This window comes from Microcoleus sp. S36a_B3 (genome assembly GCF_036700745.1).
Lineage (GTDB): Bacteria > Cyanobacteriota > Cyanobacteriia > Cyanobacteriales > Microcoleaceae > Microcoleus.
Map to the genome: position 1 here is coordinate 73,204 of NZ_JAUBPN010000016.1, position 26,957 is coordinate 100,160.

Below are 26,957 nucleotides of genomic sequence, written 5' to 3' on the forward strand. Positions count from 1 at the left end.
GGTGAGGAGTTGAGATTTTAGATTTTAGATTTTAGATTTTATATTCTTCGACTTCACGAGCGAACAAGTTTGAGTAAAAAGCATTTTTTTATTATAGTGCGAGCTTCCCCGCTCGCGTATTGTACTCGATCGGGGGAAGACGCTCATAGGAGAGTTCGAACTAGAAACCTGTTTTCTAGAAACTTAGCTATTGCGCTGTTTCAGGAGTGCTTCGGCTAACCCCCACTGTTTCTAGATGGGGGAGTGCGCCTGACAATTTGTTCAAGCCTCCAGATTCCTCTGTGTAGCACATCTCAAATCTTCAATGCCAAGATCCACCTTAATAGCCCAGTGGCGTTTCCTCGCCCGATCGATTCTTGATAGCGGGTTCTTCAGAATTTGGTGCCACCACACCGGGCGATCGGCGATCGGGAAGCGGTTGCAAGAAAATCGTATCCGCCGGCTTCTGCGGCATCAAACCAGTTTCTGGGTTTTGGGCTTCCTTAGCAAGTTGGTGTTTCAACACTTCGCTAGCAGCAGTCAACTGCTGTTCGCGGAGTCGCAAAGTTTCCAGCTTTTGATACTCTTGACTCCACTGCTGCTCGCTGTAGACAGTCAAACCGTAGAGACTCAGAGCACCGCCTAAAAGCAGAAGCGCCACCGCTGACGAGGCGCGTTCCACCCGCAAAAGAGACCGAAGCCACATGGGCTGCCGCTGACGGTCGGGCATCACTTTCAGCACCGATGCTTCGGCGCGAGGCCGTGGCTGTGCCTCGGCGACCTCGTAGTTGGGCAATTGCGGCCCTGTCTTTGCCCGTCTAGCTCTAGCAATAGAAGTAACTTTGCTGTTGGGTTTTTCTGGGGCGGGCTTGTTGGTCGATCGAGAGCGGCGAGAATCCACGGATCTAATAGCAGCGGTCATACAGTTCACCAATACGTAAAATAGGTCAGTTTCAGCTTTATTAAGGCTAGGAGTTTTTTTTGTTGTCGATCGTGGGCGAGTGCCAATTGGCACAATCTCGAATCGATCTGTTATCGAAAAATTTGGTTTAAAACCTCCCCCTTATTAGGGGAACTTTTAATTTATAACTTATTCAGTTTACCGCTGTCTCTTGCCGGAGGCAACAGCAAAAGCCTGTGGATCTTCAACTAGACAGCAGGAGTCGGGCCCTCTAACTGTACTCCGTTGAGTGCCGGGAGGAATGCGCGCGAGGCCTGACTGCCGAGCAAATCTTTGATTCCTGTTGCAATATTAGTTTTCACGAGATACAATAATACCAGAGTTTGTGAAAACAATGTCCCAAGTCATCACCGCCAAGCTAAAACTAAACCTGACTGCCGAGCAAAAAGCTTTGGTATCTCAGACTACTTTAGCCTACCGAGATGCCTTGAATTACACTTCACAAGTTGCTTTTGACGCAGGCAAAACCAGCAATGGGTCTAAGTTGCAAAAAGCCGTCTACAACGAATTGCGGGTGAGATTTGGACTTGGAGCCCAAATGGCTTGCAACGTACCCAGACAAGTTTCTGGAACCTACAAAACTCTGTGGACTAAGGTAAAACAATCTAACGATGCTATTGCTTCATGCTACACTAAGAGACGGTATAAAGGGTTAGACAAAGCCCCCAAATATATATCTCGAACTTGTACCCTAAATTATCAGCGCGACTACTCTTTTAAAACCGAAAGGCGAGTTAGTATTATTACTCTCCAGGGCCGAATAGTAGTTTTGTATGATGGCTACAACAAGCATTTAGACTTAATTGCCAATGGCGCAAGGATTGGAGCAGCTAAAATTGTCTATCAGCGTTCCTCCAAAATATATTACCTGATGGTAAGTATTGAAGTAGAAACACCTGAAATTAGCCCACTAAAAATAACGAGAGTCTCTGGTGTTGACGTGGGTATGCGCTACTTAGCGGTGGAAACAGACTTGCAAAATAAGTCTAAATTCTACTCAGGGAAGGAAGTTAGACACAAAGCTAACCGCTACCACAAAGCACGGATGACTCTTCAGCGTAAAGACACTCGTTCAGCGAAGCGAAGATTAATCGCTTTGTCTGGGAGAGAGAGACGGTTTATCGCTGATGTGAACCACCAAGTCAGCAAGGATATTGCCAAACCTAACACCCTGATTGGACTAGAAAACCTCACCGGAATCCGGGAGAGGACCAGGACAAAATCGGGTAATAAGGCAAGCAAGAAGAGACGAGTAGCTAATCGAAACAAAGCTAAATGGTCTTATGCCGAATTGCACGGTTATATCGACTACAAAGCCCATCTAAATGGTTCGTTAGCAACGAAAGTTCCGGCTCATTACACGTCGAAAAGTTGTTCTAAATGCGGACATACTTCGGATGGCAATAGGCCGAAAAAAGGACTATTGTTCCGTTGCGAATGTTGTAGTCATGAGTTACACGCTGATTTGATTGGTGCGCGAAATATTGCAATGAGAGCGTTGCTTGTCCGGCAAGACTGGACGAGTACGGGGAGCTTGTCAGCATCCCCTGATGTATCGAGCGGTGAAACCAAAGCTGAGATTCTCTCTAGATTCTCGGAATTGCGGTGGAGTTCAGATACAAGCCTGCATTATAGCGGTACTCCGCTTGGTGATGGGTAGTTGACCTATCTGGAACTATAACAATCTGTCGATCGATTTAAATAACTGGTTCCCAGGCTTTTTTGGAAAACAGATATCACTCTTGAAGAGCCTCGCTTGGTACAAGGTAAGCTCTTCCTCGCCTGTGGGCCATGCTTGCCCTCGAACTGGTAACGAGTCAATAATTTAGGATTGCCATAGCATTTCGTACCGTGGGGCAGGCGGGAACGTTAAAATCCTCTGGAGACATCTACACTCTCCATTGACTCAGGAAATTCCTCGCCGGCATCGCCGAGTCGCCGAAAGAGCAAACCCAGAGAGCGATCTTGCGAATCTCCGCGCCTTTAGCAGTCGTGATGATGTCAATAAACATACCTGATAAACCAACTAACCCAGCCTGCGATCGGTCACTTTGACTTGAGAATTTCAAAAAAAAAAAATAAATCTTTGCCGGTTCTCCAGAATCTATGTGAAATTAATTAACAAATGCAGTATTGTAATCAACGAGCGAATCGTTGATCTATTCGTGCCAGCATTGTTTCTCAAGTACACTATTCCCTTCCTTGCGATGGGTTTTCAATGTTTAAGGAGTGTTTATGAACAAGGGATTAATTCGTTTGACTTTGGTAGTGGGCTTGGCAGCAGCCCTCGGAGCCTGTGGCGGTGAAAGCACCACTACTCCTACTCCCAGCGGTACTGACACCACTACTACTCCTCCTCCTGTTACTTCTCCAGTACCGAAGGAATCTCCAAAAGCTACTCCAGGCGCTGGTGCAACAGTTGCCCCTAAAAAGTCTCCCTAACTATAGCTCTATCGGAGTCTAGGCCCAACCAGCCTAGCCTGCGGGTGAAAAAGGTTTGCTCCTCGCATTTTTTCATCTCTTCAGTCTAGGCCTCAAGTTGGGTGTTAATTTTTGTGTGATGCTTTGACTACAGTTCAGTACCTGCCCTTACTGTCGGAAAGTCCGCTTAGCGCTCGGTGACAAGGGCATTCCCTTTTAAGTCAAAAATTTGACTCCAGGCCTGCAGGTTTTGAAACTTAAGCCTCTGACGGGGGGTTTGAGGACTGTGCGCCGGTACTGTTGCCTCAACTCGAAGGTCAACCTTCGGCGATCGCCGACTCTACACAAATTTTGCACTCGATCGAGTCTCGCTTTCCATCGCCGCCGCTGTTACCCGCAGACGAGAGTTTGCAACTAGAGGCTTGGACGATCGAAGACTGGCTCGATGAAAGCATCGGCATCGCTACTCGATTTGTTTACTACGAGTTTCGCGCTGGTGCGGGCAAACAAATTGACCCCCTCTGTTTTAAGCCAATTAGTAATTCAATTAGCGCGCCGCCAGTTCGGTATTAACCCAGCCTCAGCAAAACTTGCCCAATTGCGGCTGAGTGCTGCTTTAGATTTTTTGCACCTGCGCTGGCAGGATGGTACTTATTTGGTGGCGATTCCTTGAGCGTGGCAGATATTACTGCTGCCGCCCTGCTGAGTCCCTTAGCTTTGATTCCTAAATACCGCACTGACTATCCTTGGCTGTTCGATCGCATTGCCCAAATCCACGAACTTTGCGGCGAAACCCTGCCTCCGGAATTTTAAAATCTACCTGTCGGGCGATCGCCCGTGCCTAAAAATTTCACTTATTCATCATCAAGTGTCCAGCGTCCTGAAACTAGAAACACGATATATCACATAACGCAGAAAAAGTCAATACTTTTTTGACAAACCTCTAAAATTTTCAATTTGTTTTAAGATTCATATACTTAAGAGACGAGCAGTAAGATGAAAGCTCGATCGCCAGCGAAACAATCCGATTGCCTGCTGTGCGGGCAAAGGGGCGCGCGCGGCAGCCGCAGCACCGGCAAAATTATGCTAATCAGTGGTAGGATGAGCAATCAAAAATGTATCTAAATGTAAAGTGCTGCGGCGCTCTAGGTTTTGAAAGCCATTTAGTTAAAAGATTCAGGTAGGTAGTTTTATGCCCGCGACCGTACCCTTTGAACAAATTGACCGTATTGTTGGGAATCAGCACCACGATCCATTTGAAGTCCTAGGCCCCCACACGATCGAAAATAATGGCAAAAAAGTCTGGGCCGTCCGAGCTTATCTGCCCAATGCGGATGCGGTATCGGTAGTATTGCCGGAGTCGAGGGCTGAATACCCAATGAAATCCGAGCATCACCCTCACTTTTTTGAATGTACGATCGAAACTCCAGAACTAGCAAACTATCAACTGCGGGTCAAAGAAGGAGAACACGAACGTTTTATCTACGACCCCTACGCCTTTCGATCGCCCAAACTCACAGAATTTGACCTTCACCTATTCTCAGAAGGCAACCACCACCGGATTTACGAAAAACTTGGCGCGCACTTCACCGAAGTAGACGGAATCACAGGAGTATATTTTGCCGTTTGGGCTCCGAATGCCCGCAACGTATCAGTTTTAGGCGATTTCAACTCTTGGGACGGCCGCAAACATCAAATGCGGAAATCTCAAAACGGCATCTGGGAATTATTCATTCCGGGACTAACCGTGGGAACTCACTACAAATACGAAGTGAAAAACCAAGACGGACATCCCTATGAAAAGTCCGACCCTTACGGTTTCCAGCAAGAAGTGCGGCCGAAAACAGCATCAATTGTCACCGACTTAGATAACTACACTTGGCACGACAGCGCTTGGATCGAACAGCGGCGGCAGACAGACCAACTGACTCAGCCAGTTTCGGTTTACGAATGCCACATCGGTTCTTGGCTGCACGCCGGTACAGACGAACCCGCGATGCTGCCAAATGGTGAAATAGAGCCAGCAGTTGCGGTTTCAGAACTCAAACCAGGGGCGCGGTTTCTGACTTATCGAGAATTGGCCGATCGGCTGATTCCCTACGTCAAAGATTTGGGATTCACTCACATTGAAATGCTGCCCATCGCCGAACATCCCTTCGACGGTTCCTGGGGCTATCAAGTAACCGGCTATTTCGCCCCAACTTCCCGGTACGGCACACCCGAAGATTTCATGTATTTTGTTGACCAGTGCCACGCCAGCGGCCTTGGCGTACTCGTGGACTGGGTACCGGGGCATTTCCCCAAAGACGGCCACGGTTTAGCATTCTTTGACGGAACTCACTTGTACGAACACGCCGACCCCCGCAAGGGCGAGCACAAAGAGTGGGGAACGCTAGTCTTTAACTACGGCCGCAACGAAGTGCGGAATTTCCTAGTATCAAACGCTCTGTTCTGGTTTGACAAGTACCACATCGACGGAGTTCGGGTAGATGCAGTAGCTTCCATGCTGTATTTGGATTACTGCCGGGAACCAGGAGAATGGCTGACCAACCAGTACGGCGGCCGCGAAAATATCGAAGCGGCAGATTTTCTGCGACAGGTGAATCACGTCATTTTTAGCTATTTCCCAGGCTCGCTGTCGATCGCCGAAGAATCAACCTCTTGGCCGATGGTATCTTGGCCGACCTATGTAGGGGGCTTAGGCTTCAACCTGAAGTGGAACATGGGTTGGATGCACGATATGCTCGACTACTACCATATGGACCCGTGGTTCCGCCAGTTTCACCAGAACAACATAACTTTCAGTATGTGGTACAACCACAGCGAGAATTTTATGCTGGCTTTGTCCCACGACGAAGTAGTCCACGGCAAGGCCCACATCATCGGCAAAATGCCTGGAGACGAATGGCAAAAGTTTGCAAACGTGCGGTGTTTGTTTACTTTTATGTTTGCTCACCCCGGAAAGAAAACTATGTTTATGGGGATGGAGTTCGGCCAGTGGCATGAGTGGAACGTTTGGGGGGATTTGCAGTGGGATTTGCTGCAATTTGAACCGCACCAAAAGTTGAAGCTGTTTTTTAAGGATTTGAACCATTTGTATCGCAGCGAAACTGCACTTTACAGTCAAGATTTTGCTGAGGATGGGTTTGAGTGGATTGATTGCAGCGACAACCGGCACAGCGTGGTAGCCTTTGTGCGCCGCGAGAAGGATGGCGATGAGTTTGTGGTAACGGTGTGCAATTTTACGCCCCAGCCGCACTCTCACTATCGCGTAGGAGTGCCGGAACCGGGTTTCTATACGGAGTTGTTTAACAGCGACGCGCGGGAGTACGGGGGCAGCAATATGGGGAATTTGGGAGGTAAGTGGACTGATGAGTGGTGGTTCCACAACAGCCCTTATTCGATCGACTTGTGTTTGCCGCCTTTAGGGGTGTTGATCTTAAAGATCGATCGAGAAAAAACAGGATTGCGTAGTGCTCAATAGTTTTGAGTAGCGGCGTAGATACTGTTGACCCAAATTTACGCCAAATTTTCTCAATCTACTCATCTCTGTATGAGTAATACCATTTTTCTAAAGATGTGGTATGGATGAAGTTTTAGCCCCCCCCGCGAGTTCGGGGGGGGGTTTGGGGGGTAATATCTAGCGCTACTTTATGAAATTGGTATAATACCATTTTGCAAAAATAATGCAACAGTATTTGTAGGGTGCGTCGCTGTCTTTCAATCCCTCAATTTAATCGACAATTTTGCGACGCACCTTACACATATTGTAGAACAACCCTCTGTAACACTCTTGCCCAACAATTGTTATGTTGCACGATTTGTGAAAAATGGTATTAGTGCGGCTAATCGACCGGAGATGATATCACAAATTATCTACAATTATCTAATATAAAATATATTTATATATTTTTCATTTGCCGTTTATGTATTGAGCAAAGACTTATACAAAAAATCTAAAAATAATTTATATTAGATAGAAAATGGAAGCCATACTTGTTCAAATAGCTATTACTTTCGCGATATTTACTAGCTTAAATATTCGATGAAACTTGAGGGGATTCAACTTTCACAACTTCGGAAATAGGCTGTTCTTCCCCAGCACTTAAATTCGGCAGCGGCATATGCTTCATTTCCCAAACCTTTAGCAAAATTAGATATTCATAAAAAGCTTGCAGCGTGCACCAAGCTAATCCCGCTTGACCGTCAAGAAATCCGCCGAGTAAAATATACATATAAAAAAAGCGCACCACAGGCCGCAAAGGCAAGCGCAAAGAAAAATCTTTCAAAGCGCGCCGCCTTTCTACCTCCGATGCGCCAAACAATAAATCCCACCAATTTACTTGACCTGCTGCTAATTGGCGAAGAGTTTCAGCAGCTTCGTCAGTCGAGTAGCGGTTGTGCTTTTCTATCCAGCGAGAAAGACCTTTGCTGCAAGTATAATGAGGGTAGGTTTCCTTTAAAAAGTGAGTGGGCCCGTTGCAGACTTCCCGTTCGGTGTGACCGTAGTCAGAAAACCACACTCGGTCTTTGCGAAACAGGCGCATTTGATAGCGGGGATATTGAGTGCTGCGGCGAATCCAGCACTCCATAAAGATTACTTTTTCTGCTACGTAATACCCGATATATTCTTGACTTTCCATCGCCTTTAAGCATTCAGCAAACAGTGCAGGTGTCATCCGCTCGTCAGCTTCGAGGATGTAAACCCATTCGTACTTGCATTCTACTTCTTGGAGCATCCAAGTCCGCTGGCGTCCGTGACTTTCAAAGCGGTGCTGCACTGTTTGCACGGGATAGTTCTGAACAATCTCAAGGGTGCGATCGCTGCTGAAAGAATCAACTACAATGATATCGTCACAAAGCATTGCCGATTCTATGCAAGCGGCGATATCAATCTCTTCGTTGTAAGTCAAAATATAAATTGAGAACATTCCCAGCTTTCAGTAAGGGCAAACTATAGAAGAAGTCAGTAGTCATTAGTCAGTAGTCAGTAGTCATTAGTCATTAGTCATGTTTTGCTGTCCCCCCCGAGCTTTCCGTTATTAGTGCTGTCTCCCCCCCACCGAACGTCCAACGTCATCAGTCAGGTAGAAGGTAGAAGATAGAAGGCTCTTCGACACTTCGTCGAAGGGTTCAGTGCAACGCTTCGTGGTTCCTGATTCCTTCGACTGCGCGAGCGGATAAACACAGTCGTTGGGGAGGAACCGAGAAGAAGTCGATGTGAAAATGCAAGAAAATTAATGGCTTCAGTCATTAATAAGGTCGTAGCTGCCAGGAGCGGTTGCTATGTTCAGCAGATTAAGTATTTCTTGCAAGATATCTTGACTTACGGGTTCTAGGGGCTGGCGCAGGTCAACTTTTGCGGCGACCGAAGCCCAAAATTCCCATACTTCTCAATCCTGTCCAACCAACAGTAATGTAGCCGATCGCCAACAACAAACTGCTGATTCCCGTCTGCAAACTCGAATTTCTCGATCGAGTTCTCAACTCTTTCTCTTTTTGTTGCTTGCGGGTGCGAATCTCGTTACGAGCTTGAACGGGCAGTTCTTGGGCTTGCTGTTCCAAAAACTTGTCAAGGGCTTTCGGGTCCTTTTTCGAGTCCTGAAGCACAGCTTTCAATTCCTTGGGAACATCTGGACTCTTGAGTGCCTCTTGCAGCTTCCCCTCATCTTGCAACAGCGCGCCTATCTGGCTGCGGCGCTGGCTTTTGAGTTGTTCTACCTGAGCTTTAAACTGGTCGCTTTTAATTTGCGCCTCTAGTTGATTTTCGGCTTGTCCCGCTTCCTTATCGACTTGAGCCAGAGCATCCTTGAGTTCCAAGCGAGTATTGTTGAGGTGAACTGGAACCAGCAACAAGTAAATTAGCCCTAACAAGCTGGAAATCAATAGCGCCCAGAATCGCAAGTCAACCCAAATATTGCGCCGCTCAATAGAGACTCCGCTGCTGCTGTCCACCCAAAAGCCTGTCATCAGCAGGGCGATACCCATCAAAGGAATAATGCCCCGGTCAACTATCTGAGTTGCTGCGGCCAACTGCCAGCCTCGATTCATAATGTCGGAGGCTTCTCCCGGCAGTGATAGAACAATGCAGTCAAGCAAAGCAGACAGAATCAAGATAATCCCGACTACTTTTAGAGTTCGAGCTGCTACTGAAGAAAATTGACGGTTGTTAGTTGCTTTCATAATTCCTGTTAGATGATTCTACACCGTTAGATTCAACGAAATTTTGTTTAATGGGTTAAGTGGTAAGAGGGATCATACCCCTTTTTGATTGGTGCCTTGGGGATCTTCGATGGGGGAATCAATGATGAGCTAAGGGTTTGGAGCTAGCCAGCAGTTGCGTTGTTTTTGGGGAACAGGTATTAGTTTCTCATACTCGCTTGTTGATTCGCCTGCGGGGTTCACGGGTGGCAGCCCGCGTCACACGATCGATCGCGCGAGGTTCAGTTTCTTGCTCTCTCTGTGGAAACAGAAATCCTGAAGGTGAAAACCGCCTTTAAGACGGGAAACTCCGCAGACGAATCAAACTCTCCCCCATTTTATGAGTTGGGAAGCTCCAATCAGAAGCAAGGCCGATCGGGTACTTCACGTTATTTTCCACCAAAATAGCTCGATCGGGTACTCGCCTCCACTTTACCCCGGTTTTCACAGGCTCTCGCCGGGCCGCCATTAAGCGCGAGTTGCTGCACGCTCTTTTGGCCAGTTGGGCCACCGGAGGCAGTGCGCTGTGTCCGGCGGCTGTGGAACTTGTGGATATTCCCCATGCCGTTGGTGCTGCAAGGATTCTGCAAGAGTCTCAAGTCGGATGTTCCCTCGTGGCGATCGAACTGCCGTTACTGAATTCCACTGAGGATTGATTCTGAGGGCTTGAACACCAGTCGAATAGTTAGGGTACATCGCGATTTAACTGAGTGGCACGGTATTCATCTATTTGGCAAATTGCAGATACACGAATAGAATTTTTTATCCTGTATCTAAATCAGCAAAATAGAAAATAATTTTTATTTATGACTTATTTAAAAGAAATCAATAATTGCTAATCATTCATTTTAAAATAATAAAAATTAGCGAATATAGTGCTTGATTGTTTGAGGAAAAAGGTACAATCGATCGCGTTTTTTGGTAGGATGATTCATCGCTGTTCAAATTTCCTAGTGGTGGATGTAATGATTTCTGGTGTTTACACGTTGAGAGAACTCGCAGCAGCGATCGCATCCGCTCCCGATAACTGGCGTCCGATCGTGTTTACTAACGGGTGCTTCGATATCCTGCACGCTGGCCACGTCCGCTATTTGCAGGCGGCAAAAAATTTGGGACGGACGCTAGTTGTGGGCTTGAATAGCGACAAAAGCGTGCAAGCTATCAAACCGCAACAGCCAGGATTGCCGCCGCGCCCGATAGTACCGGAAAATCAGCGAGCCGAAGTATTGGCAGCCCTCAAACCCGTAGACGCGGTAGTGATTTTTTCCGAAATTACAGCAACTAAACTGATAAATATCCTGAAGCCAGATATATACGTTAAAGGAGGCGACTATCAACTCGAAACTCTGCCGGAAGCACCCGCTGTTATCGCCGGAGGCGGCAAGATTTCCTTGATCGAAATAGAAGTTCCTAGTTCTACGAGTGCGATCGTCCAACGTATTTTGCAGTTAGGTACTTAACCCTCGCTTGCAAACAGCAAATAGTGAGTTAAACTCATAAACTGCCCCATCAAAAACACTCAAGTGTGGCTTCTCGTACAACTTCATCCCAATGGCTAAGCAGGAGATAATTTCAATGGAACTCACCAGCAATAACACGATCGTGGAAATTCTCGAAAGACACAAAGCAGAGTTACTAGCAGACTGGCTCAAAGAACTGCAAAATACCGGGCTGCGGCGAGACGACTTGATGAGAGCCAAAGAATTGCGATCCGAGTGTCAAGAGTTCCTGCAATTGCTCCAAATAGCATTGCAGCAGGGTAACTTTAGCGACATCCAGACACCAGAGTGGGAAAATATGCGGCTGATGCTGGCAGAAGTTTCGCGATCGCGCGTTCAGAGAGGCTTTACCCCGTCAGAGATCGCGAGTTTCATTTTATGCTTCAAAAAGCCATTGTTCGATCGGCTTTGTCACGAATTGACACAAAACCGCGACGCACTTGTCGAAAAACTTTGGCTTTCCACCAGCTTATTAGACCAACTAGGCCTTTGGGTGACAGAAATCTTTCTCAAAGCTCGCGAAGAAGTAATCGAACGCCAGCAGCAAGAAATGCTCGAATTGTCAACACCAGTAGTCAAACTTTGGGAAGGAATTCTTGCTTTACCCATGATCGGGACTCTCGACAGCGCCCGCACTCAAATAGTCATGGAAACTCTGTTGCAGGAAATCATGGAAACTGGCTCAGAATTTGCAATTTTAGACATTACAGGCGTGCCGACTGTTGACACTTTAGTCGCTCAACATTTATTAAAAACCGTCGCGGCGGCTCGTCTCATGGGTACTGAGTGCATCATCAGCGGCATTCGCCCGCAAATAGCTCAAACCATTGTTCATTTGGGAGTTGACTTGCAAGATATTTTGACAAAAGCAACTTTAGCAGATGCTTTTAAAGTCGCCTTGCAGCGCCAAGGTTTAATTATAAGAAATCTGAAAGAGGAAAAATAACAAATATTATAGTCTGGTGTAACGTCGGCGGTGCGCTTGGTTAATTGGTAATGGGGAACGGATAATCGGAAAAAAGCTCGCCCGCCGCCTATTTCACACCAATTGAGAACCGCTATATTGTCTCCAGTCTCAAGTTTTATTCAATTCAAAGCTCAAAGCAAGGTGAATTTATGATGATGGAACGGATTCCGATCCTGCAAATGGGAGAATTTTTGTTAGTCACAATTCAAGTAGATATGCACGATCGCTTGGCAATGATGCTGCAAGACGACTTGACGAACCGGATAGTCAAAACCGGAGCAAAAGGTGTTTTGATAGAAATTTCTTCTCTGGAAATTGTAGATTCTTTTATCGGCAGAATTCTCAACAATATCGCTACTATGTCGCGTATATTGGATGCAGAAACTGTTGTGGTTGGGATGCAGCCCGCGGTGGCAATTACGCTGGTTGAATTGGGGCTTTCTTTGACAGGAATTCGCACAGCTTTAAGTGTTGAAAAAGGGATGAATTTGTTGCATAAGTCCTTGGGTTTTCCTACGGATTCAGGATTGCGATCGGTTGATTGATTGTGCCGAGTTTAGGGGTAATAGGTAAATAACTCTGGTTTGTAGATAGCTTGTTGACTAATTCAAGATTGATTGTGGGAAACTTGGTCGATCGGGGTAGGTCTTATGTTTTGTGGAGAAATTCTATTTTGGTACAGCAGCCGCCATGTCAAAACGTGAGACATTAGAAATTCGATCGTCCTCCGATATAGTCAACGTCCGACAGCAAGTGCGAACTTTGGCTGTAGCAATGGGATTCGGCTTGGTAGACCAAACAAAAATTGTTACTGCAGCTAGCGAACTCGCCCGCAATACTGTAGACTACGGCAAAGGGGGAACGGTAACTTTAGAAATGCTCCAATCAGGTAAGCGCACAGGGCTGCGGCTGATTTTTGAAGACAAAGGCCCGGGAATTCCAGACATTGAATTGGCTATGACTGACGGTTATACTTCCAATCGCGGTTTGGGTTTGGGGCTTAGCGGTTCTAAGCGGTTGATGCACGAGTTTGAGATTGTTTCTAAAGTGGGTAAGGGGACTAAAATTGCGATCGTCCGCTGGCGGTGAAAGGGTAGATGGGGGGTGCGAAGATTGGGCGCAATTGGGCGAGAAACCGGGTTTCTTCGATTTTGGCGTTTGGTGACGAAAAATATTCCAATAAACCCAGTTTCTGAGATGATGAGTAATGCGGAGGGGCGAGAAACCGGGTTTCTTCGATTTTGGCGTTTGGTGACGAAAAATATTCCAATAAACCCGGTTTCTGAGATGATGAGTGATGCGGAGGGGCGAGAAACCGGGTTTCTTCGATTTTGGCGTTTGGTGACGAAAAATATTCCAATAAACCCGGTTTCTGAGATGATGAGTGATGACTACCCTTCTACTTCGCGAGCGGGCAAGATGACTAATGGCTACTGACTAGCTTAAGATTAAAACTACAAAATAATGATAAATGCCTTAGCCCTGCCAGTAACAGAAGAAAGTCAAGTCGGAGAAGCGCGGCGAATTGCAGTCGCCCTCGCGGCCGAAGTCGGATTTGATGAGACCGATCGCGGTAAAGTAGCAATTGTCACCGCCGAAGCTGCAAAAAACGCGGTAAAACACGCCAGCGAAGGAGAGATTTTGCTGCAAACTGTAAAAACAGACGCAGGATATAGCATTGAAATAGTATCGTTAGACCGGGGGCCGGGAATGGCAAATGTCGGCCAGTGTCTGCGAGACGGTTTTTCGACTGCGGGAACTCTGGGAACCGGACTCGGCGCGATTAAACGCCTTTCTAGTTTTTTTGATATTCATTCTGTACCGAAACTGGGGACAGCTTTATTAATGCGCTTGGAACCGACTCAGAATCGCCTGGAAACTTCCCAAAACAGCAATTACTTGGAATTTGGGGTCGTCAGCTTGCCGAAAGCAGGAGAGCAAATTTGCGGGGATTCCTGGGCGACAGAAAACGATCGGGACAAAAATCTAATTTTAGTTGCTGACGGGCTCGGCTACGGGGTTTTGGCGGAGGAAGCTTCGCAAGAAGCTGTCCGGGTATTTGGGGAAAGTGCTAAACTCGGGCCGAAAGCTATTTTAGAGAAGGCGCACGCTGCTTTAAAAAATACCAGAGGAGCGGCTGCTGCGATCGCCCTGATCGATCGTACCCAACAAACAGTCTGTTTTGCCGGAATTGGCAATATCTCTGGTGTAGTCGTGACAGATAACCGCAGCCGCAGCATGGTTTCTTACAACGGTACTGTTGGACATCGGATGCTCAAAGTAGCAGAATTTGTCTATCCTTGGTCGCCGCATTCCTTGCTAGTCATGCACTCCGACGGTTTGGCGACGCAGTGGGATTTCAACCGCTATCCGGGTTTGGCCGCGAGACATCCGGCTTTAATCGCGGCGGTGCTCTACCGGGACTTCAAACGGACTCGCGATGATATGACAGTTGTCGTGGCTAAGGTAAGACAACCAGCTTAATACATACCACTTTCAAAAAAAAATGAAACTGTAGGCGAGAACTCAAACATGATAGTCATCAGTGATTCCACAATCGAAAATCGAAAGTCGAAAATCGAAAATGGCATTAGTTACCCAATCCTGACGACGGAAGTCCGCTTTGAGCAAGATATCGTACAAGTACGCCAAAGAGCGCGCCAAATTGCTAAGGGGCTAGGATTCGATTCCCAAGCACAAACTCGCATCGCTACAGCAGTTTCCGAAATTGCCCGCAATGCTTTTAAATATGCAGGCGGCGGTAAAGTAGAATTTATTGTGGAAGGGGAATCGCGCCAATTTTTTCGGACTCGGATTTCTGACAGCGGGCCGGGAATTGCTGATTTATCGGCGGTTTTGAGCCCCGATTTTCGATCGCAAACCGGTGCGGGACTCGGTTTGGCGGCGGCGAAACGGTTGATGGATGACGTGCAAATCGATTCTTCGCCCGATCGCGGAACTGCTGTACAGTTAATTAAGCAGTTTTCTAAACAAATGCCTGCTCTAAGCGCGATCGAACTAAATCAATTAGTTGACAAACTAGCGCGCCAAATTCCCGAAGATCCCTACGCCGAAATTCAGCAACAAAATCAAGAATTGCTGCGTACTTTAGACGAACTCCGCCAGCGTCAAGAAGAACTCGTACAGTTAAATCAACAACTAAAAGATACCAATCGCGGAGTTGTGGCACTTTACGCCGAATTGAACGAAAAAGCAGAATTTCTCCAGCGCGCCAGCGAACTCAAAACCAGCTTTCTCTCCAATATGAGCCACGAGTTTCGCACTCCCCTAACGGCAATTTTAAGTCTTTCCGAGATTTTGTTAGAGCGCCTCGACGGAGAACTTTCACCAGAACAAGAAAAGCAAGTAAATTCTATTCACAAATCTGCCCTTTCTCTGGCAGAACTTGTTAACGACTCGTTAGATTTAGCCAAAGTAGAAGCTGGAAAAGTCACTGTTCGCGTTGCTGATTTTGAAGTCGAAGATTTGTTCAGCGTGCTACGGGGAATGATGCGCCCCCTGCTACCCCAAAACTCTGCCGTTACTCTGATTTTTGAAGCGCCTCGGGAACTTCCAACCCTCACAACGGACGAGGGAAAACTTTCTCAGATTTTGCGAAATCTGATTTCAAATGCTCTTAAGTTTACTGAAGCTGGCGAAGTGCGAGTTGCAGCAGAAATGGAAGAGGAGGGAACTGTTACTTTTTCCGTGGCAGATACGGGCGTTGGTATTCCGCCAGCAGACCAAACGCGGATTTTTGAAGAATTTGTCCAAATAGAAAATCACTTGCAGAAGGGCGTGAAAGGCACGGGATTGGGATTGTCTTTGTGTAAGAAAATGACTGAATTTCTGGGGGGAAGTATTGAAATTGAAAGTTCGCCCGGAGCGGGATCGACTTTTTTGGTCAATTTGCCGATCGTCTATGATGGAGATTTAGAAAAACCTTTGGAAATGTCTGCTGCTAAGGGGGTGAAAACACCGCTTTTTCTAGCAAATTCTCGATCGCCTGTGCGGGATTCTGCAGCAAAAATTTTGGTGGTGGAGAATGAAGAGTGTCTTTCATTTTCCCAAGGACTTGCTGGCAGAAATTCATTGTATCGCGATCGGGGCTGCCAGCGCTGCTGAATGTTTGGGATCGTCGGTTAGTTTTTAGACTGGTTGCATCAATCTTCGATCGGGAAACCGCAGATTTAAGGTAGATCGACGCAGATATAGCCTTTCTGCGATCTCATAGGAGGTACTATCTGGGATAGGCCAAACCGGGCATAGGGCATACCGGGCATAGGGCATACCTCACTTTTTTGAGAAAGGCTATAGGTTGACAAAAAGAAAGTTTATTTAATTTGTAACAGCATTTAACACTTGTACTGTAAAATGTATCAGTTCTAAGTTGCCGACTGTACAGTAGGGACTTAGGCTGTGTTTTTGTTTGTGTTAGCGCGATCGGCTAAAATGCACGATCGATATCATTTTTAGCAAAGGTTCGATCGCAAAATAATGCAACCTTAGCTAAGATCCAAAGCTAAGATCCAAACCCTTACCAAAATAAGCTCTTCTAAAATCTTCAATCTAAAATCGCCAAGCCAAAATCTAAAATCGCATGACTTTCATTTCCCTTCAATATGTCCTATTTTTGTTAGTTTTGTTAGCTGCTTACTGGTCAGTTCCGCTGCAGTGGTGGCGGCTGTTTATCATGCTGGTAGGTAGTCTGATTTTTTACGCTTCGCTGCAAATTTGGTACATTCCTCTGTTGTTAGTCAGTATTGTGTTTAATTACTGCTTGGCGATGGCGATTGGAGAACCTCTAGATTGGCGGATTGCTAATGCTTCTTGGAACCGCCGCCGTTTGTGGTTGCTGTGGATCGGAATTGCGCTGAATGTGTTGCTGTTGCTGGGTTTTAAGTATGTGCCTTTTGTATTGAGTTCGATCGGCACTTTGTTGAATTGGCCAGTTGCTCTCGACAGCGCTAACTGGGTAAAAACTCACGTCATCGCACCCTTGGGATTGAGTTTCTTTTGCTTTGAGTGCATTTCTTATTTGATTGACGTGTACCGAGGCGCACCGGCGGCTACTTCGCTGCTGCACTTTGCTGCTTACAAGTTGTTTTTTGCGAAACTGATTTCTGGGCCGATTACTCGCTATCACAACTTGATCTATCAACTGAAATCCCAGAGTTTTCCGACGCCCGATCGCATTTCTGAAGCACTTTGGACGATCGCCTTCGGTGCAGTTAAAAAAGGTCTTTTTGCTGACAACTTGGGAATTTATGTCGATTTAAGCTTTACCAACTTACAACGGGCGGGAAGCGAGGATTTGTGGCTGGCAATTTTTGCTTACGGGCTGCAACTTTATCTTGATTTTAGCGGCTATGTTGACATGGCGCGCGGTACTGCTTTGCTGCTTGGTTGGTATTTGCCACCAAATTTTGACTTCCCTTATTTTACTACCAGCATCGGTGATTTTTGGCGGCGCTGGCACATGACTTTGGGCGATTGGCTGCGAAATTATTTATATTTTCCGTTGGGTGGTTCCCGCGTCGGTTTGTGGCGCACTTGTCTCAATTTGTTCACCGTCATGTTAATTGCGGGAGTTTGGCACGGGGCGGCTTGGGGATTTATTGTGTGGGGGGCTTTGCACGGTTTGGCTTTGGCGCTGCACCGATTAACAGATGTGACTTTTAAGCGGTTGCGAATCGAGTTTTTGTGGGAAAATCCGATCGGGATGGCGATCGCTTGGCTGCTGACTCAGGCGATGGTTTTTAGTAGTTGGATATTCTTCCGCCTTCCCGATTTAAAAGATTCGGGATGGGCAATTTCCCATTTGTGGGGACACCCTGCTGACGTACAGTTTGCTAATAAAGTTTATGTGGAAGCTTTGGGTTTGGACAGAGTGCAGTTGGCTTGGATATTGGCGGCTGTGGCGGCAGCAATGCTGCTTAATTATGGCTTCAATCGCATTTTGAAAGTCGAGTTAAATTGGCCGATGAAATTGGTATTAGTGCCACTTTGTTTCTACGCAGTTTGGCTGTTAGCTCCCGAAGGCGGTTTGCCTTATATTTACTTCGATTTTTAGGGCATTATCTTAATATAGGTTGGTAATAAGGACTTTAGTCCGCTTTGTAACTGGTTCCCAGGCTCTGCCTGGGAACCGATGTCCAGAGGCTCTGCCTCGCTTGGCTTTCATCGAGGCAGAGCCTCTGGATCTGCATTACCAGGCAGAGCCTGGTAACGAATAATTAATGCTTTGGTAAGTACCCTACAATTGATAGGAACACCAATCACTCCAGCTACCGACATAAAGTTTTGCATCGGGAATTCCAGCGATTTCTAAAGACAGTAAATTAACGCAAGCTGTCACCCCAGAACCGCAATAAACAATGATTTCTTCCGCTTTTCCTAATTCCGTCCACCGCTGTTTTTGTTCCGAGGTCGATCGCACTTTTCCCGTTTCATCCGTCACCCCTTGCCAAGGGTAGTTGACAGCACCCGGAATGTGACCTGCAATCGGGTCGATTGGCTCCCGCAAGCCCGCATATCTCTCGCTCTCTCGTGAATCAACCAAAACCCTGTCCGGCAAGTCTTTTCGCTCTTTTACCGCCTGAATGTCAACGATCGCATCCCGCTGCAATTCCGGTACAAATTTACCCTCCCGAGATTTGGGCAAAATATTTGTTACCGGATATCCCGCCGCCTTCCAAGCGCCAAAACCGCCATCTAACAAAGCAACTTTGCTGTGTCCCATGTATCGCAGCAGCCACCACAAACGAGCCGCAAAAGCCAGCCGCGAATCGTCATAAGCCACAACTAAAGTTTCTCCTAAATTAATGCCAGCCGCACTCAATTTTGCCGCTAATTCTTCAATATTTGGCAGCGGATGTCTGCCGCCATGTTTACCAACTGCACTCGCGAGATCTCGATTTAAATCTAAATAAAAAGCTCCGGGAATGTGACTTTCTTGATATTGTTTTTGTCCCAATTCGACATCGGCGAGGGAAAACCTACAGTCAATAATTACAACTTGCGGATTTTCGGTATTGGCGGCCAACCATTCAGAAGAAACAATTAAATCGTTGTCATTCATAAGTGTTTAAATCGGTGTTTTATATCTACATTTGGGGACAAAAAATCTTCCTAATTAGGGCGGAATGCGGCGCACTTACCGCTTCTCGGATTCGGCTTTTTTAATTAGATTTCTTAGGAGTTTCTGGCTCCGGTTCTGGCTGTTCTGAATTAGATTTTTTGGGAGTTTCTTTTTCCGAAGTTGCTTTTTTGGAATTAGATTTTTTAGGAGTTTCTTTCTCGGAAGTTGCTTTTGGGGAATTAGATTTCTTAGGAGTTTTTTTATCCGGTTCGGCTTTTTTGGCTGGTGCGGGAGTTGGCTCTGGCTGGGGTGGATTTACTGCGGCTTCTTGAGCGTAAAGCAGGTATTTCTGATACTCGATTACTTTTGTCTGAGCTAGTTGATGGTTGGAGCTAGACACCGGTACTCTTCTCATCAACGATACTGCTTCTTGCCAGCGATCGCCAACTATCGTCCAATCTTCCTTGGTTTTTGCGACTCGCCCTAATTCTGCTGCTTTAACTGCGCTGTTAACTGCGTCTCGAAAAGTATCCGGTACAGTTGGTAAATTCGCTATTTCATCGGGTTTATTCCCCGCAGTTGCTGGCTGCTCGTTCAAAATTTTACCGACAAATGCTACTACCGCGATCGCCAACATACCAGTAACCAGCGCGACGACAATAAAAGTCGATCGCAACCGCTTCTCAAATACCGCTAATTCCGCCGATTGCTCCTCCTCAATATCACTCTGTGTCTCTTCTGTGCGATCTTCCACCTTCGCAACAGCAGCATCTGGCACAGATTCTTCTACAAAGCTCTGTTGTTCCAAAGTGCTGTTTTCTAAACTAAACTCCTGAATCCAAGCAGGCACAATCTGACCGATTTCTCGCCCCTCAACCTTCACTTTGCTAATCGAATCCGGCTGCAAATCTGTCAGTTGGCTGCGGACAAAATCAACTAATATATGTTCGAGCGGTACTTGCTCGGCTTCAAGAATTATATCCAAACAGTCGTCGTCGAGGTGCGCGGAGGCTGCGATCCCTTCAGATTGTAACTGGCTGTTTAGCCAAGATGCGATCGCCTGCGGATCTCCCTCCTTGGCAAGTTCCTGAAAATTAAGCTCTGTCATAGCTGGACACCTGATAATGCAGAAAGTTCGGCAACGGATTATGTAACGGATGGAAGTCCGAAGAAGGAAGAAGGAAGAAGGAAGGAGGAAGAAGGAGCAACTAATAGTTTTTTTGAGTTTAAAACACCATAACACCAATTTTTTATGAGGCTGCTCCCGAATCCGATCCCCCCTTAGCTTGCCCCCTACTCCCCCTTAATAAGGGGGGGGACAAGATTCCGATCAAAGTCAACCCCTACTCCCCTTCTTAAGGGGGATTTAGGGGGATCGAGATATTTGCAACTTGACATTAAATTGACATAAGTGAAATCCAACAAATAGTATAATCTATCGCGGCAAATCGCAGATCGCAGATATAAACGATCGCTCTCGATCGCCCCCGCGGCATCCCTTCGGGAAAAACTGCACTCCTCACGAAAAACCTGAGTCCGTTTTGTAGTAAGGACTTCAGTCGTCGGAAATTTGATACCGTGCCCGGAGCTCTATCTACCCCAGGGCGATCGAGTCAAACCGCAAGCCTCGCGCCTCAAACCGACATCCGGCGGGAAAAAGACAGGGCACGCCCGGATTGGAGATTGGAGATTTAAGATTAAAAAATTGTGCGATCGCAGTGGCATCGACGGACTGTGAGTGATATCATCAGTTAGTCAATATTCAAGTTTTTATAGCAAAAAACTCGATCGCACAATGATAGCAATAGCAATTTTAGCGGCTGGACGCGGCACGCGCATGAAATCTGACTTGCCCAAAGTTCTCCACGAATTGGGCGGGCGAACCCTCGTTGAGCGAGTCCTTCAAAGTTGTCAAGAAATTGAAATTTCCCGGCGACTTGTCATAGTCGGTTATCGCAGCGAACTCGTTAAAGAATCTCTGATTGAAGGTAAAGAAATAGCGGACAATCCTCAATCTCCTCCCCTAGAATTTGTCGAACAAACCGAACAATTGGGAACCGGTCACGCCATCCAACAATTGCTGCCTCACTTAGAGGGATTTCAAGGAGATTTGCTGGTCTTAAATGGCGATGTACCTTTGCTGAGGGCAGAAACAATCAAACAATTGATGGCCGTTCACAAACAGCACCAAAACTCGGCTACTATATTGACAGCTAATTTGCCCGATCCTCAAGGATATGGGCGAGTATTTACCGACAGTCAAAACTTAGTTCAGCAAATTATAGAAGACCGAGATTGCACCCAAGCTCAAAAGCAAAACCACCGAATTAATGCAGGTGTTTACTGCTTTCACTGGCCGGATTTAGAGAAAATTTTGCCAGATTTGAAGGCAGATAACGACCAAAAAGAATATTACCTAACTGATACGGTAAGCAGCCTTTCTCCGGTGATGGCGGTGGATGTCGAAGATTATCAAGAAATATTGGGCATTAACGATCGCAAACATTTAGCCACAACTTCCGATATTTTGCAAACGCGGATCAAGGATAAGTGGCTGAGGGCGGGAGTGACACTTATCGATCCCCACAGCATTACGATCGATGATACCGTAGAGTTGCAAGCGGATGTGGTAATTGAACCGCAAACTCATTTGCGGGGAAAAACTTCGATCGCCTCCAGGAGTCGCATCGGGCCCGGATCTTTGATTGAAAACAGTCAAATTGGCGAAAATGTGACTGTGCTTTATTCGGTAATTTCTGACAGCATTGTCGCCGAAAATTCGCGAATCGGCCCCTACGCGCACTTGCGGGGACACGCCCAAATAGGTGCAAACTGTCGCGTCGGCAATTTTGTAGAATTGAAAAATGCTCAAATTGGCGATCGAACTAATATCGCTCACTTGTCTTATTTAGGCGACGCGAGTTTGGGAGAAAAAGTCAACATCGGTGCTGGGACAATTACCGCCAATTACGACGGAAAGAATAAGCACAAAACTCAAATAGGATCGGGAACTAAAATCGGTTCCAACAGCGTGCTGGTTGCACCGATAACTTTGGGAGAAAATGTTACAGTAGCAGCAGGTTCTGTCGTAACTGAAGAAGTGCCGAATGACTGTTTAGTAATTGCCCGATCGCGGCAAGTTGTCAAACCAGGTTGGAAACTCAAAGAACCGGAAAAATAACATTATTATGTACGCACATTCTGCTGTTGGGTGCGCCGATCGCACCGGCTAGTTTTGTAGTTAATCTCTGTCGGTGGGGCGCAAAAGTCAACTAATCAAGCCACGAAAACTGAAACCAGCGTAATCGTGTTGTATGTAGCCTTTCTGTGTTCTCATAGGAGGTACTATCCGACATAGGGCATAGGACATAGGACATAGGGCATATCTCACCACGCTTGAGAACCGCTATAGCACTTCTCCTGACAGTTGCGGGACAGCGGCAGATTTGCATTGCTTTTTCCTCTTTCCGTCTGATGGCTGCTTTTCACCAAAACCGAATAGTCGCGGATTATAGCACAATTGAACGCGATCGAACTGCTTTGTTTAATCGCTGCCAGATTGATTGTAGAGCGAGGAAATGCTGCCTCTAATCCTACAAACCTAGTCATATAGCAATATGTAGCGTCTAGTCCCGATCTCAACGCTAGCAATAGCGTAAATTAATGTGCGAAGTGACAATAATTGATCTATACTGAGCGCAAATCACCGATCGAACTAGGCATCATCCTGGGGCGGATTTTCCCCGATCGGGTTTTTGAAAATATTTGCTTTGAAAGTCGATCGGTTCTGGTTGAAGCATTGCTTTTAACCTAGTCATTACGACTTTTCAATTGCCCATTTTTTATGTCTCAAGGGGTGGCACTTTATAATCCATTCCTGGATTCGTTTGCCTTCCTATCCACTGCGCCTTAATCGTTATTAATTGCCATGCAAGTTACATCTGTTGCCGAGTTTTCTACAAGCAATATTCAGGTGATTCGCCGAGATGGTTCTACGACGGAACTCGATATTACAAAAATTCGCGCAGTCGTCAACTGGGCTTGTCGAGAACTATCGGCAAACCCGATCGCCCTAGAAGCCAGCCTGACCACTAAGCTGCGTCCCGGCATTACAACCAGAGAAATTCAAGACAATCTGATCCGCTGTGCGTTGGAGTTGTGCAGTCCTGAAGAACCCGATTGGCGCTATGCCGCAGGGAGGCTGCACATTTGGAGTTTGTGGAAAGACATTCAGGTGAGTCGGGGCTATCAATATGGTGACTATGCCCGGACTGTGCAAGCTAAAGTCCTCGAAGGGCAGTACGATCGTCGCATCTTGACCTACACTCCCGCAGAGTTAGAAATTGCCAATGAGTGGATCGAGCCGGATTGGGATGCTGACTACGATTACGCTGGAGCCGTGTTGCTGACAAAACGGTATCTATTGCCGAATGAATTGCCCCAAGAATCCCTATTGACCTGTGCGCTGTTGTTGGCCTGGGCGGAAGCACCAGAACAGCGGCTCCAGTGGGCCAAGCAGTTCTATGAAATGTTGGCACGCCGGCAGATTTCTTTGGCAACGCCGATTCTGGCAAACCTGCGAATTCCTGACGGTTCTCTCGCCAGTTGCTTTATCACCGCATTAGATGACAATCTCGAAAGCATTTTTTCTGGGATTCATGATGCCGCTAGGATCTCTAAAAACGGTGGCGGTGTCGGGGTTAATTTGTCTCGGATTCGGGCAACGGGCAGTTGGGTGATGGGGAAAGCCAATGCTTCGGGCGGGGTGATTCCCTGGGTGAAGCTGCTCAACGATACCGCAATCGCCGTCAATCAGGGCGGACGGAGAGCCGGGGCGATCACCGTCAGTTTAGATACCTGGCATTTGGATTTGCCCGAATTTTTGGAGATGCAAACCGAGAATGGGGATCAGCGGCGGAAAGCCTATGATGTGTTTCCGCAGTTGGTGGTTAGTGATGAGTTCATGCGACGAGTGGAAGCCGATGCGGAGTGGACGCTGATTGACCCCTATGAGGTGCGAACAAAGCTGGGCATCGAACTGGCTGAACTGTGGGGAGAATCTTTTGAAGCTGCCTACGCTCAAATCGAAGCCAGCTTGGATCGAGAAATTACGCTATACAAAAAGGTGAATGCTCGTCTGTTGTTCAAAGACGTGATGCGAACTCAGTTAGAAACTGGAATGCCCTATCTTTGGTTTAAGGATACGGTCAATCTGGCAAATCCTAATCAGCATCAAGGCTATATTCCAGGTGGAAATCTCTGTCAGGAATCTTGGTCGAATGTGAAGCCAGGGGAAGAAGCCCATACCTGTAACTTGGTCAGCCTTAATCTGGCAAATTTAGAAGATGATGCGCGATCGATCGAACAGATTTGTCAGACAGCCGTGCGGATTTTGGATAACACGATCGATCTAACCACACCGCCCTTTGCCGCCAGCACCACACATAACAACAAATATCGCACGATTGGGGTGGGCTGCATGGGGTTAGCCGATTGGTTGGCCAAGCGCCATCTAACTTACAATCACCTGCAAGAGATTAGCAATGTGTTTGAAGACATCGGTTACTATTGCACCGCCGCATCAATGAATCTGGCAAAAGAGCGAGGAGCCTATCCTGCTTTTCCCGGCAGTGAATGGAGTAAAGGTCATTTGGTAGGAGCAAAGCCCGTGAAGTGGTTTTTGGAAAACGCCCGTCAGCCGGAACGTTGGCAAACCTTGAGTCAGGCGATTCAACAGCATGGCATTCGCAATTCCCATATCACGGCGATCGCACCCAATACCTCTTCATCCTTAGTCCAAGGTTGTACTGCCAGTGTGTTGCCCGTTTATAGCAGGTTCTTCTATGAAAAATGGGCCAAAGGGACGGTTCCGGTTGCGCCACCTTACATTCGGGATCATTTCTGGTTTTACAGTGAAAACAAGACGCTGAATCAACGGGTGGTAATCCACGCGATCGCCACGATGCAGCAGTGGATTGATACAGGAATTTCAATGGAATTATTGTTCAATCTAAATGCAGGTGTGTATTTTCCTGATGAACCAGATCGCTCTCTCAAGGCAAAAGATATCTTTGACATCTTGGTGTTAGCTTGGCACTCTGGCTGCAAAGCAATCTACTACATTCGCACCGTACAGAAAGATAGTTTCAAAGAATCTAACGATGGCTGTGTTGCTTGCGCGAATTAACTGATTATTTCACGGTTGATAAACTGTGTTCATGAACTGCCCTCAATTGTTGTATTAACTATATCGGATGAACTCACAATGGTTTTAAGTCTAGCTACACCCATTCCAGCGACTGCATCAAATCGAATGCCAATTAACCCCGTGTTCAATCCCCTGGGGAATGATGCAACAGGAAATCGCAAAATTTGGTTTGGCGAAACAACCAACTTAATGCAGTTGAACGATGTTCGCTACGGCTGGGCAGTTGGGCTGTACCGACAAATGCGGGAAAACTTTTGGATTCCTGAAAAAATTGATGTGACTCAGGATGTGACTGATTATGCTAATCTCACGACTGGGGAACGGCGAGCTTTTGATGGCATCCTCAGCTATCTGACATTTCTCGATTCGGTACAAACCTGCAATGTGCCGCACATCAAAAATAGTGTTACCGCACCCGAAATCTCCTTGTGCATGGCGGAACAAATTTCTCAGGAGGCAATGCACAATCAGTCCTATCAGTACATCATTGAAACCATTGTTCCTAGCGATCGCCGTTCCCAAGTTTATGAGTTTTGGCGCAGCGATCGAGTGTTGAAACAGCGCTGTCAATTCATCGCCGGACTGTATCAAAAGTATGTTGACGATCCAACCCCAGAAAACTATTTTGTCTCGCTGATGGCAGATTATCTGCTAGAAGGGTTGTACTTCTACAATGGATTCAACTTTTTCTACAATCTGTCCTCACGGATGCTGATGGCTGGAAGTGCCGATATCTTTAGAATGATCAACCGAGATGAACTTTCCCATGTGCGGCTGTATCAGAAATTACTTCCAGAAGCGATGGAAATCTTTCCGCACAGTCAGGAGCAAATCTACGAAATGTTTGCGACTGCGGTGGAACACGAGTCTCAGTGGGCCGAGCACATTGTTGGAGATAGCATTCTAGGTATCACAACCAGCAGCACAGAGCAATATACAAAGTACCTTGCGAATCAGCGACTCAAGGCGATCGGCTTAGAACCGCTTTTTCCTGATATGAAATACAAGAAAAGCCCCTACGCTCATTTGGAGCGATTTTCGGATACAAAGAAAGAGGCAAACACAAAAGCCAACTTCTTTGAGTCCAGTGTCACCAGTTACGTGATGTCTTCTAGCCTTGAAGGTTGGGATGATTTCTAGCTTTTGGCCATCGAACTGACACTCTTGATTGATTTGTCGCGGGAAATGTCATTCGGCTAAAGTCTAAGATGTTCTTGATTGAATGTTAACGAAATATTTATTAGCTTTTGTTTTCCCCGATCGCACAAAAGCTAATAATATATATAACCTTTCGAGCGAAGGACACACCCACAAACTAACAACAGCTTAAAGGAACGAAAATTTAATAAATTAAACATCTGCCACACTTCTATCTCTCCAGAAGCTCAGGGTTAAAGAGAGGCATATCCTCCCCAATCTGCATTACCAGGCAGAGCGAAAGTAACGCGCCAATCGCTTAATTTATATCGTTTCCGGTTACATCGGAATGATGTTAACTGTCAACAGTCAATAGTGAATTTACTATTGCGATGAAGAGAGGATTTGATATTATTAAATTTTAATTCCTTAGTGCGATCGCCCTCTCCCTTTCTCCCCTTCTCCCCTTCTCCCCCTCAATCGCCCTACAAAATCTATATGAG

Annotated in this window: 23 protein-coding genes; 17 read left to right on the forward strand and 6 right to left on the reverse strand. The window is 46.6% G+C overall.

The features are described 5' to 3' along the window. Positions 1-319 precede the first annotated feature (319 nt). Positions 320-901, reverse strand: coding sequence for a hypothetical protein (locus QUA01_RS18095; protein ID WP_333091436.1), 582 nt, complete (start codon positions 899-901; stop codon positions 320-322). Positions 902-1,274: 373 nt separating this feature from the next. On the opposite strand from QUA01_RS18095, the gene QUA01_RS18100 reads away from it, so the two are divergent. From QUA01_RS18100 to glgB, 5 genes are all read left to right on the forward strand, one after another. Beyond that, positions 1,275-2,600, forward strand: a complete 1,326-nt coding sequence (locus QUA01_RS18100) for an RNA-guided endonuclease InsQ/TnpB family protein (RefSeq protein WP_333091540.1) — start codon at positions 1,275-1,277, stop codon at positions 2,598-2,600. Between the two features lie 575 nt (positions 2,601-3,175). Then, on the forward strand, positions 3,176-3,382 hold the full coding sequence (locus tag QUA01_RS18105; protein WP_333091437.1) for a serine protease: 207 nt from the start codon (positions 3,176-3,178) through the stop codon (positions 3,380-3,382). A gap of 279 nt (positions 3,383-3,661) precedes the next feature. Beyond that, positions 3,662-3,934 (forward strand): hypothetical protein, encoded by a 273-nt coding sequence (locus tag QUA01_RS18110; RefSeq protein ID WP_333091438.1) that lies wholly within the window; start codon positions 3,662-3,664, stop codon positions 3,932-3,934. A 102-nt stretch (positions 3,935-4,036) separates the two neighbouring features. Beyond that, positions 4,037-4,174 (forward strand): hypothetical protein, encoded by a 138-nt coding sequence (locus tag QUA01_RS18115; RefSeq protein WP_333091440.1) that lies wholly within the window; start codon positions 4,037-4,039, stop codon positions 4,172-4,174. A gap of 379 nt (positions 4,175-4,553) precedes the next feature. Continuing rightward, a complete protein-coding gene (gene glgB / locus QUA01_RS18120) occupies positions 4,554-6,845 on the forward strand; it encodes a 1,4-alpha-glucan branching enzyme (protein WP_194069451.1) in 2,292 nt (763 codons plus the stop codon). 550 nt (positions 6,846-7,395) lie between these two features. Here the strand turns inward: glgB and QUA01_RS18125 are convergent. From QUA01_RS18125 to QUA01_RS18135, 3 genes are all read right to left on the reverse strand, one after another. Then, positions 7,396-8,292, reverse strand: a complete 897-nt coding sequence (locus tag QUA01_RS18125; RefSeq protein ID WP_194069449.1) for a glycosyltransferase family 2 protein — start codon at positions 8,290-8,292, stop codon at positions 7,396-7,398. Between the two features lie 421 nt (positions 8,293-8,713). Beyond that, the gene (hpsJ-B, locus tag QUA01_RS18130; protein ID WP_194011747.1) at positions 8,714-9,544 is read right to left on the reverse strand and encodes a hormogonium polysaccharide biosynthesis protein HpsJ; all 831 of its coding nucleotides are present in this window, start codon (positions 9,542-9,544) and stop codon (positions 8,714-8,716) included. 313 nt (positions 9,545-9,857) lie between these two features. Next, positions 9,858-10,010 (reverse strand): hypothetical protein, encoded by a 153-nt coding sequence (locus QUA01_RS18135; protein ID WP_333091444.1) that lies wholly within the window; start codon positions 10,008-10,010, stop codon positions 9,858-9,860. Between the two features lie 31 nt (positions 10,011-10,041). Here QUA01_RS18135 and QUA01_RS18140 point away from each other — a divergent pair, with 31 nt between their 5' ends. The 9 genes from QUA01_RS18140 (at position 10,042) to QUA01_RS18180 (ending at position 18,101) form a co-directional block, all read left to right on the forward strand. After that, positions 10,042-10,218: a hypothetical protein gene (locus QUA01_RS18140; RefSeq protein ID WP_333091446.1), complete on the forward strand. Its 177-nt coding sequence runs from the start codon at positions 10,042-10,044 to the stop codon at positions 10,216-10,218. 309 nt (positions 10,219-10,527) lie between these two features. Then, on the forward strand, positions 10,528-11,022 hold the full coding sequence (gene rfaE2, locus QUA01_RS18145) for a D-glycero-beta-D-manno-heptose 1-phosphate adenylyltransferase (RefSeq protein WP_194011752.1): 495 nt from the start codon (positions 10,528-10,530) through the stop codon (positions 11,020-11,022). A gap of 115 nt (positions 11,023-11,137) precedes the next feature. Further along, the gene (locus QUA01_RS18150; protein ID WP_194011745.1) at positions 11,138-12,007 is read left to right on the forward strand and encodes an STAS domain-containing protein; all 870 of its coding nucleotides are present in this window, start codon (positions 11,138-11,140) and stop codon (positions 12,005-12,007) included. Between the two features lie 170 nt (positions 12,008-12,177). Next, the gene (locus QUA01_RS18155) at positions 12,178-12,573 is read left to right on the forward strand and encodes an STAS domain-containing protein (protein WP_333091447.1); all 396 of its coding nucleotides are present in this window, start codon (positions 12,178-12,180) and stop codon (positions 12,571-12,573) included. Positions 12,574-12,718: 145 nt separating this feature from the next. After that, positions 12,719-13,117: an anti-sigma regulatory factor gene (locus QUA01_RS18160; protein WP_194011744.1), complete on the forward strand. Its 399-nt coding sequence runs from the start codon at positions 12,719-12,721 to the stop codon at positions 13,115-13,117. Between the two features lie 24 nt (positions 13,118-13,141). Further along, positions 13,142-13,465 (forward strand): hypothetical protein, encoded by a 324-nt coding sequence (locus QUA01_RS18165; protein ID WP_333091449.1) that lies wholly within the window; start codon positions 13,142-13,144, stop codon positions 13,463-13,465. Positions 13,466-13,492: 27 nt separating this feature from the next. Then, positions 13,493-14,512, forward strand: a complete 1,020-nt coding sequence (locus QUA01_RS18170) for an ATP-binding SpoIIE family protein phosphatase (RefSeq protein ID WP_333091450.1) — start codon at positions 13,493-13,495, stop codon at positions 14,510-14,512. Between the two features lie 48 nt (positions 14,513-14,560). Continuing rightward, positions 14,561-16,153: an ATP-binding protein gene (locus QUA01_RS18175; protein WP_333091452.1), complete on the forward strand. Its 1,593-nt coding sequence runs from the start codon at positions 14,561-14,563 to the stop codon at positions 16,151-16,153. A 475-nt stretch (positions 16,154-16,628) separates the two neighbouring features. Beyond that, complete coding sequence (locus tag QUA01_RS18180; RefSeq protein ID WP_333091453.1) at positions 16,629-18,101, forward strand: MBOAT family O-acyltransferase; 1,473 nt, start codon at positions 16,629-16,631, stop codon at positions 18,099-18,101. 183 nt (positions 18,102-18,284) lie between these two features. Here QUA01_RS18180 and QUA01_RS18185 read toward each other — a convergent pair whose 3' ends face one another. Further along, positions 18,285-19,109, reverse strand: coding sequence for a sulfurtransferase (locus QUA01_RS18185; RefSeq protein ID WP_333091455.1), 825 nt, complete (start codon positions 19,107-19,109; stop codon positions 18,285-18,287). Positions 19,110-19,209: 100 nt separating this feature from the next. Next, positions 19,210-20,217 carry a hypothetical protein gene (locus tag QUA01_RS18190; protein WP_333091457.1) on the reverse strand — a complete coding sequence of 336 codons (1,008 nt, stop codon included), beginning with the start codon at positions 20,215-20,217 and terminating at the stop codon, positions 19,210-19,212. A 687-nt stretch (positions 20,218-20,904) separates the two neighbouring features. On the opposite strand from QUA01_RS18190, the gene glmU reads away from it, so the two are divergent. The 3 genes from glmU (at position 20,905) to QUA01_RS18205 (ending at position 26,457) form a co-directional block, all read left to right on the forward strand. Beyond that, positions 20,905-22,290: a bifunctional UDP-N-acetylglucosamine diphosphorylase/glucosamine-1-phosphate N-acetyltransferase GlmU gene (glmU, locus tag QUA01_RS18195; protein ID WP_333091458.1), complete on the forward strand. Its 1,386-nt coding sequence runs from the start codon at positions 20,905-20,907 to the stop codon at positions 22,288-22,290. A gap of 747 nt (positions 22,291-23,037) precedes the next feature. Further along, on the forward strand, positions 23,038-25,296 hold the full coding sequence (locus QUA01_RS18200) for a ribonucleoside-diphosphate reductase subunit alpha (RefSeq protein WP_333091460.1): 2,259 nt from the start codon (positions 23,038-23,040) through the stop codon (positions 25,294-25,296). 78 nt (positions 25,297-25,374) lie between these two features. Then, complete coding sequence (locus tag QUA01_RS18205) at positions 25,375-26,457, forward strand: ribonucleotide-diphosphate reductase subunit beta (RefSeq protein WP_333117487.1); 1,083 nt, start codon at positions 25,375-25,377, stop codon at positions 26,455-26,457. Positions 26,458-26,957: the final 500 nt, after the last annotated feature.

Excerpts from the sequence above, each read along its gene's own strand:
- QUA01_RS18095 (WP_333091436.1), bottom strand. The coding sequence starts at position 901 with ATGACCGCTGCTATTAGATCCGTGGATTCTCGCCGCTCTCGATCGACC.
- QUA01_RS18100 (WP_333091540.1), top strand. The coding sequence starts at position 1,275 with ATGTCCCAAGTCATCACCGCCAAGCTAAAACTAAACCTGACTGCCGAG.
- QUA01_RS18105 (WP_333091437.1), top strand. The coding sequence starts at position 3,176 with ATGAACAAGGGATTAATTCGTTTGACTTTGGTAGTGGGCTTGGCAGCA.
- glgB (WP_194069451.1), top strand. The coding sequence starts at position 4,554 with ATGCCCGCGACCGTACCCTTTGAACAAATTGACCGTATTGTTGGGAAT.
- QUA01_RS18125 (WP_194069449.1), bottom strand. The coding sequence starts at position 8,292 with ATGTTCTCAATTTATATTTTGACTTACAACGAAGAGATTGATATCGCC.
- hpsJ-B (WP_194011747.1), bottom strand. The coding sequence starts at position 9,544 with ATGAAAGCAACTAACAACCGTCAATTTTCTTCAGTAGCAGCTCGAACT.
- rfaE2 (WP_194011752.1), top strand. The coding sequence starts at position 10,528 with ATGATTTCTGGTGTTTACACGTTGAGAGAACTCGCAGCAGCGATCGCA.
- QUA01_RS18150 (WP_194011745.1), top strand. The coding sequence starts at position 11,138 with ATGGAACTCACCAGCAATAACACGATCGTGGAAATTCTCGAAAGACAC.
- QUA01_RS18155 (WP_333091447.1), top strand. The coding sequence starts at position 12,178 with ATGATGATGGAACGGATTCCGATCCTGCAAATGGGAGAATTTTTGTTA.
- QUA01_RS18160 (WP_194011744.1), top strand. The coding sequence starts at position 12,719 with ATGTCAAAACGTGAGACATTAGAAATTCGATCGTCCTCCGATATAGTC.
- QUA01_RS18170 (WP_333091450.1), top strand. The coding sequence starts at position 13,493 with ATGATAAATGCCTTAGCCCTGCCAGTAACAGAAGAAAGTCAAGTCGGA.
- QUA01_RS18175 (WP_333091452.1), top strand. The coding sequence starts at position 14,561 with ATGATAGTCATCAGTGATTCCACAATCGAAAATCGAAAGTCGAAAATC.
- QUA01_RS18180 (WP_333091453.1), top strand. The coding sequence starts at position 16,629 with ATGACTTTCATTTCCCTTCAATATGTCCTATTTTTGTTAGTTTTGTTA.
- QUA01_RS18185 (WP_333091455.1), bottom strand. The coding sequence starts at position 19,109 with ATGAATGACAACGATTTAATTGTTTCTTCTGAATGGTTGGCCGCCAAT.
- QUA01_RS18190 (WP_333091457.1), bottom strand. The coding sequence starts at position 20,217 with ATGACAGAGCTTAATTTTCAGGAACTTGCCAAGGAGGGAGATCCGCAG.
- glmU (WP_333091458.1), top strand. The coding sequence starts at position 20,905 with ATGATAGCAATAGCAATTTTAGCGGCTGGACGCGGCACGCGCATGAAA.
- QUA01_RS18200 (WP_333091460.1), top strand. The coding sequence starts at position 23,038 with ATGCAAGTTACATCTGTTGCCGAGTTTTCTACAAGCAATATTCAGGTG.
- QUA01_RS18205 (WP_333117487.1), top strand. The coding sequence starts at position 25,375 with ATGGTTTTAAGTCTAGCTACACCCATTCCAGCGACTGCATCAAATCGA.